The sequence below is a fragment of the Diaphorobacter oryzae DSM 22780 genome, assembly GCF_059568935.1.
This window is the reverse complement of sequence record NZ_JCANUL010000006.1, coordinates 221,060-227,281: the sequence shown is the minus strand read 5'-3', so window position 1 is coordinate 227,281 and position 6,222 is coordinate 221,060. Positions and strand designations below refer to the sequence as shown.

Sequence of the window (6,222 nt, the reverse complement as noted above, 5' to 3'; positions counted from 1 at the left end):
CTCGACTTCACTCATAAAAACGGAATTGAAGTGAACTTCACTTCTATTCTCATGAGCGTTTGATAGTTCCAAAGAACTTGGCACCCGCCATCAAACGCCCACGCTTATCGGCTGTATGTTTTTAATGAACCAAAAGCCAAAATTTTTTCTGACTTTCTAGCTTTGCTGCGATCAGCGAAGCCTTGAATTCTAACACAGTTTTAAAAGACCTGTCAAACTTTGTGGCCTTTCGGCCTTTTCGCTTTATTCACCAATCTGCAACTTTCATCGCAGACCGCCTCAGCAGCGAAGCCTTGAATTCTATACCGGTTTTAAGCACCGAATCAACTCAAGGCAGAGGAATTTTTACCTTCCTCTTCTTGCTGCAGAAGAACCCTTTGAAGGACTTCCGCTGCAGCAAGTCCGCCAGTATAGCTTCAAAAAAAGAAACTCTGATCTTCTGAGAGACTTTTTTACTTCACCCCCCTCCTACCAACGCCATTTTTCTGCCAGCTTGTCTGGCGTCAGGCTGTCATAGCCTTCGAATGGCTGATGAATCCATGGATTGGTCGGCAAGAATTCCACCGAATAGTCAGGGGTGAACGTCGACAGCCCTTTGGTCCAAATCACGGCGCTGCGCAACTCGGTGATGGGCGCATAGTTGGTCTTTAGCATTGCGATCACGGCATTCAACGTATGCCCCGAATCGGCCAGGTCGTCCACCAGCAAAACGCGCCCAGCGATTTCACCCTTGGGCGTCGTGATGAAGCGTGCGAGATCCAGGTGACCCTGAACGGTGCCCGCCTCCGCCCTGTAGGAGCTGGTAGACATGATGGCCAAAGGCTTGCCAAAGATGCGGCTCAGAATGTCGCCCGGACGCAAGCCGCCGCGAGCCAGACACAGGATCGTGTCGAACTCCCATCCCGACTGATGCACCTTCAGTGCCAACTTCTCTATGAGGTTGTGGTACTCGTCGTAGCTCACGTAGAGGTGTTTACCGTCTTCTGTCAGCATTCGTTACTCCTGTATTGATAGCTGCCAGCGCTTTATCGAAAAGCGCTGAGGGCCATATTCCTTGACGTTCTTACCCTGCTGCGTAAGGGTGGCGCATCAGGATGGTGTGATCGCGGTCTGGGCTGGTCGAGATCATGGCGATGGGCACACCCGTCACCTGCTCGATGCGCTCCAGATACTGGCGCGCATTCGCAGGCAAGTCGTCAAAGCGCGTTACGCCCACCGTGGACTCGGTCCAACCAGCAATTTCTTCATAGATGGGCTTGCAACGGGCAATTTCCTCGGCGCCCATGGGCAGCAGGTCAATGCGCTCGCCATCCAGCTCGTAACCCACGCATAGCTGCAGTGTTGCCAGGCCATCCAGCACATCCAGCTTGGTGATGCACAAGCCCGACAGTCCATTGACCTGGGCACTGCGCTTGAGCAACGCGGCATCGAACCAGCCACAGCGGCGGCTGCGCCCCGTCGTCACACCCTTTTCAGCACCCACCGTGCTCATGTGATAGCCCGGGGTACCGGGCTTTTCCCACTCCAGCTCGGTGGGGAACGGGCCACCGCCCACGCGCGTGCAATAGGCCTTGGTGATTCCAAGGATGTAGTGCAGCTGCCCCGGACCCACGCCGGAACCCGCCGCTGCATTGCCTGCCACGCAGTTGCTGGAGGTCACATAGGGATAGGTACCATGATCCACGTCCAGCAACGTGCCCTGCGCGCCCTCGAACAGCAGATTCGCACCCGCCGCATGGGCTTCGTTCAGCTCGCGCGACACGTCTGCCATCATGGGCTTGAGCATCTCGGCGTGGCGCATTGCCTCTTGGAATACAGGCTCGAACTGCACCAGCCCATCCTTGACATAGGGCTTGAGCGCGTCACCGAACTGGAAGCCGCCCGACCCCAAGAAGGTCGTCAGCACATGGTTGTGCAGCGCCAAGAGCTCGCGCAGCTTCGCCGCGAAACGCTCGGGATGCTTGAGGTCCTGCACGCGCAAGGCTCGGCGGGCAATCTTGTCTTCATAGGCAGGCCCAATGCCGCGCCCCGTCGTCCCGATCTTCTCGGTGCCCCCCTGCTCGCGAGCCGCCTCGCGGGCCACGTCGAGTGCCACATGGAACGGCAGGATCAAGGGACAGGCCTCGCTCACGCGCAGGCGCGAGCGCACCTCGACACCCGCCTTCTCCAAGCCTTCGATTTCCTCGAACAGCTTGCCAGCGGACAGCACGACGCCGTTGCCGATGTAGCACTTCACGCCCGGACGCATGATGCCGCTGGGGATCAGGTGCAGCGCCGTTTTCACGCCGTTGATGACCAGCGTATGACCCGCGTTGTGCCCGCCCTGAAAGCGCACAACGCCTTGCGCGCTCTCGGTCAGCCAGTCCACCAGCTTGCCCTTGCCCTCATCGCCCCACTGGGTGCCGACCACGACAACGTTACGACCCTTGCTTGCTTTCATGTCAAACCCGATTCAAATGCTGAAGAAATTCAAATGGCCCGCACGACCCAGCGGCCGTCGACTTGGACCAGCTCGCGGTCGCAGCGGAACTCATCCACTTCGCTGCCATGCCCTGGCAGTACGCAAACCACCGTCTCGCCCTGCTGTCGCAAGGCCGCGATCGCCGCATTCACGTCCTGCGCCTCACCCCAAGGCGCGCGGATGGCCGCCTTGAGTGGGCGTGGCGACACCACGCTGACCAATTGTTTGATGTCCAGGCTAAAGCCTGCAGCCGGGCGGTTGCGACCGAATACGGCGCCCACTTCGTCATAGCGTCCCCCGCGGACCAGGGCATCGCTTCCCCCCTGGGTATAGACGGCAAAGCGCGCCCCGCTGTAGTACGCATAGCCGCGCAAATCCGCCAGGTCGAAGGTGACTCGCGCGTTCTGGATACGCGCCGCGATCGCCTTCAAATCTGATAGCGCCTTGCGCACTCCAGCTATGGGCTGGAGCACAATTTCTGCCTCATCCAGCACGGAGGCGTCTCCATACAGCTGCAACAGTGCCAGAAGCCCCTCGCGGGACGCCGCCGGGAAATCGCGCGTCAAGGCCGCCAGCTCGCTGGCGTCCTTGGCGGCCAGTGCCGCATGCACCTGGCCCAGAGTTTGAAGGCCCACAGGCAAGCCGGCCAGCAGACTGCGCACGATGCGCACGTCGGCCAGATCCACGCTGACCTCCTGCACATTCGCACCGCGCAGGCATTCCAGCGAGAGCTGCACGGCTTCGATGTCCGCCTCAATACCCGAATGCCCATAGATCTCCGCGCCAAACTGCAGTGGCTCGCGTGTAGCATGCGGACGATCGGGCCGGGTATGCAGGACGGGACCGCAGTAGCACAGACGCGTCACCCCTCGACGGTTCAACAGATGGGCGTCGATGCGCGCCACCTGCTGCGTGGTGTCTGCGCGCAGGCCCAGAGAGCGCCCCGACAGCTGATCCACCAGCTTGAAGGTCTGCAGGTCCAGAGCCTCTCCGGTACCGGTGAGCAGCGAGTCGAGATGCTCCAGCAGGGGAGGCATGACCAACTCGTATCCGTAGCTGCAGGCCGTATCCAGCAGCCCGCGGCGAAGTTCTTCGATGTGCCGCGCCTCGGAAGGCAAAACATCGGCAATGTGATCCGGCAGGACCCAGGCAGACATGGGAATGGGGAGGCTGTTAAAAACGTGATTCTACCGGCTCAGGTGGCGGGCACCCCATGCCAGTTACCTTGCCCGCTAAAGCAGGAGGAGGAGGAGGCCGCCGGCGAGCATGCTCAACATGGCGCAGAAGCGAATCTGTCCATCACGCAACTGGAGCATTTGCGTGAACATGCGCCGCCAACCCGCAGGCGATACGAAGGGAAAGATCCCCTCGATCACCAGCACCAGGCCCAGGGCCACCCAAAAGCTGCTCGCCCACTCCATGGGTACCCCCCGGTTTGCCCGCGGCGGATTACTTGCGCTGCGCAGCCGACGCAGCGCCCCCGCCAGAGCCGCGGAAGGCCTTGAAGAAGTCGGTGGATGATGGGTCGAGCACCATCACGTCGCTCTTGCGATTGAAGCTCGACTTGTAAGCCTCAAGGCTGCGGTAGAACTGCGCGAACTGCGGATCCCGGCCAAAGGCTTCAGCGTACAGCCGCGATGCCTCTGCATCGCCCTCGCCCTTGATCTTCTGCGCATCGCGATAGGCGTTGGCGATGGTGATTTCCCGCTGACGGTCGGCATCCGCGCGGATCTTCTCGCCCTCGGCAGCGCCTGTAGAGCGCAACTCATTGGCCACGCGCTTGCGTTCTGCCTCCATGCGGCGATAGACCGACTCGGTGATCGCCTCCACATAGTCCACCCGGGTGATGCGCACGTCCACCACATCCACCCCCCAGGGCTTGGTACCGCGCACGGCCTCCAGCACCTCGCGCTTGACGTCGGACATGAGCGCATCGCGCTTGACCGATAGCAGTTCCTTGACGGTCCGGCGGTTGACCTCTTCCTGGAAGGCATTGCGCACCACCCGGTTGAGCTGCAGTGCACCTGCATTCTCGTCCAGACCCACGTTGCGGATGTATTCCGACGGGTCGGTGATGCGCCAGCGCACATACCAGTCAATCACCACGCGCTGCTTTTCTGCCGTCAGCATGGACTCCGTGTCCGAGCTGTCCAGCGTCAGCAGACGCTTGTCGATGTAGCGCACGTTCTGGAACGGCGGCGGCAGCTTGAAGTTCAAGCCAGGCTCGGTGATCACTTCCTTGATCTGCCCCAGCGCGTACACCACGCCAAACTGGCGTTGATCCACCACAAACAGCATGGAGCTGAGCAGGGCCAGCCCGACCAGGATGGTCGATGCAATAAATCCGATTCTGTTCACGCGGCTCTCCTATCGGGACTCACGCTCGCGCGAGCGGTTGTCGCGTGCACGGGTGTCGCCGGGAAACTGAGGCGACGTGGCCGGGGGCACGCTGGAACTGGTGGTGGGCGCCGATTCAAGTCCAGAACCGGCCGGCTGCGTTTGCGCAACGTTCTGCATGATCTTGTCCAACGGCAGGTACAGCAGGTTCGAGCCCTGGCGCGACTCCACCAAGACCTTGGTGACATTGCTGTAGATCTGCTGCATCGATTCGAGATACATGCGATCACGGGTCACCTGCGGCGCCTTCTGGTATTCCGCCAAGATGGCACTGAATCGCTGCGTATCGCCCTGCGCCTGGGCCACGATGCGCGCCTTGTAGGCCGCAGCCTCTTCCTCTAGCCGGGATGCGGTACCCGTGGCCCGCGGGACCACGTCGTTGGCATAGGCCTGCGCCTCGTTCTTTGCACGCTCGCGCTCCTGGCCGGCCTTCAGAACGTCGTCGAATGCCGCCTGGACCTGCTCCGGCGGACGCACCCCACCCTGTTGCAGGTTGATGCCGACCACCTCTACTCCGACCTTGTAACGGTCAAGTATGGTCTGCATCAGGTTGCGCACGCGTGGAGCGATCTGATCTCGCTCCTCGGCAAGCGCCGTGTCCATGCGCATCTTGCCCACCACTTCGCGAACGGCCGTCTCCGCCGCCTGCACCACGGCGTCAGCCGGGTTGCGGCTCTCGAACAACCATGCACGGGCATCGTTCAACCGGTACTGCACTGCGAACTTGATCTCGACGATGTTCTCGTCCTCCGTCAGCATGGCGGACTCGCGCAGACCCGTGCTCTTGATGACGCTGTCACGGCCCACATCCGCGGAACGGATCTGCGTCACGAACACCAACTCATGGCGCTGGATGGGATAAGGTAGCCGCCAGTTGAAACCGGCATTGACCGTGCTCTTGTACTTGCCAAACTGCGTGATCACCGCCTGCTGGCCTTCCTGCACGATGAAGAAGCCCGTCCCCAGCCAAATGAGTACGGCTATGGCCGCAATCAGCCCCACGCCCACGCCCGCATTCTTCATGTCGGGCTGAAAGCCGCCGTTACCACCACCCGACGATGGGCCGCGGCCACCGCCATTGCGTCCCCCGAAGAGCCCGCCCAGCTTGCGGTTCAAGTCCCGCCACAGCTCATCGAGATCCGGCGGCTGGCCGGCGGAACCCTGTTCGCGTCCACGGTTACCTTGGGCGTTGTCATTGGAAGGACGATCGGGCTCGGCCGGGCGCTGACCGCCTTCGCCCTTGTCTTCGCCACGCCCCCAGCGCGGGTCGTTGAGGTTGAACATCCCTCTGAGACGCTCAGGCAGCAGTGCCCAGCGGGATGCACGATTATGAAAGTTCATGCGTAAGTTCTCTTATTCTCTGC

At 61.1% G+C, this 6,222-nt stretch carries 6 protein-coding genes; all 6 read right to left on the bottom strand.

Translation table 11 applies throughout. The annotated features are described in order from the left end of the window. Positions 1-468: 468 nt before the first annotated feature. On the bottom strand, positions 469-993 hold the full coding sequence (locus tag BP68_RS12225; protein ID WP_496372089.1) for a phosphoribosyltransferase: 525 nt from the start codon (positions 991-993) through the stop codon (positions 469-471). Positions 994-1,063: 70 nt separating this feature from the next. Then, complete coding sequence (locus BP68_RS12220; RefSeq protein WP_496372087.1) at positions 1,064-2,440, bottom strand: adenylosuccinate synthase; 1,377 nt, start codon at positions 2,438-2,440, stop codon at positions 1,064-1,066. Between the two features lie 29 nt (positions 2,441-2,469). After that, entirely contained in the window at positions 2,470-3,618 is a 1,149-nt protein-coding gene (locus BP68_RS12215) for an ATP phosphoribosyltransferase regulatory subunit (RefSeq protein ID WP_496372085.1), read from the bottom strand. A gap of 75 nt (positions 3,619-3,693) precedes the next feature. Further along, positions 3,694-3,882, bottom strand: a complete 189-nt coding sequence (locus tag BP68_RS12210; protein WP_496372083.1) for a DUF2065 domain-containing protein — start codon at positions 3,880-3,882, stop codon at positions 3,694-3,696. A 28-nt stretch (positions 3,883-3,910) separates the two neighbouring features. Continuing rightward, complete coding sequence (gene hflC, locus BP68_RS12205) at positions 3,911-4,819, bottom strand: protease modulator HflC (protein ID WP_496372081.1); 909 nt, start codon at positions 4,817-4,819, stop codon at positions 3,911-3,913. Positions 4,820-4,828: 9 nt separating this feature from the next. Beyond that, complete coding sequence (gene hflK, locus BP68_RS12200) at positions 4,829-6,199, bottom strand: FtsH protease activity modulator HflK (protein WP_496372079.1); 1,371 nt, start codon at positions 6,197-6,199, stop codon at positions 4,829-4,831. Positions 6,200-6,222: the final 23 nt, after the last annotated feature.

What these genes read in the sequence shown, in the direction of transcription:
- BP68_RS12220 (WP_496372087.1), bottom strand. Translation starts at nt 2,440, where the DNA reads ATGAAAGCAAGCAAGGGTCGTAACGTTGTCGTGGTCGGCACCCAGTGG.
- BP68_RS12215 (WP_496372085.1), bottom strand. Translation starts at nt 3,618, where the DNA reads ATGTCTGCCTGGGTCCTGCCGGATCACATTGCCGATGTTTTGCCTTCC.
- BP68_RS12210 (WP_496372083.1), bottom strand. Translation starts at nt 3,882, where the DNA reads ATGGAGTGGGCGAGCAGCTTTTGGGTGGCCCTGGGCCTGGTGCTGGTG.
- BP68_RS12225 (WP_496372089.1), bottom strand. Translation starts at nt 993, where the DNA reads ATGCTGACAGAAGACGGTAAACACCTCTACGTGAGCTACGACGAGTAC.
- hflK (WP_496372079.1), bottom strand. Translation starts at nt 6,199, where the DNA reads ATGAACTTTCATAATCGTGCATCCCGCTGGGCACTGCTGCCTGAGCGT.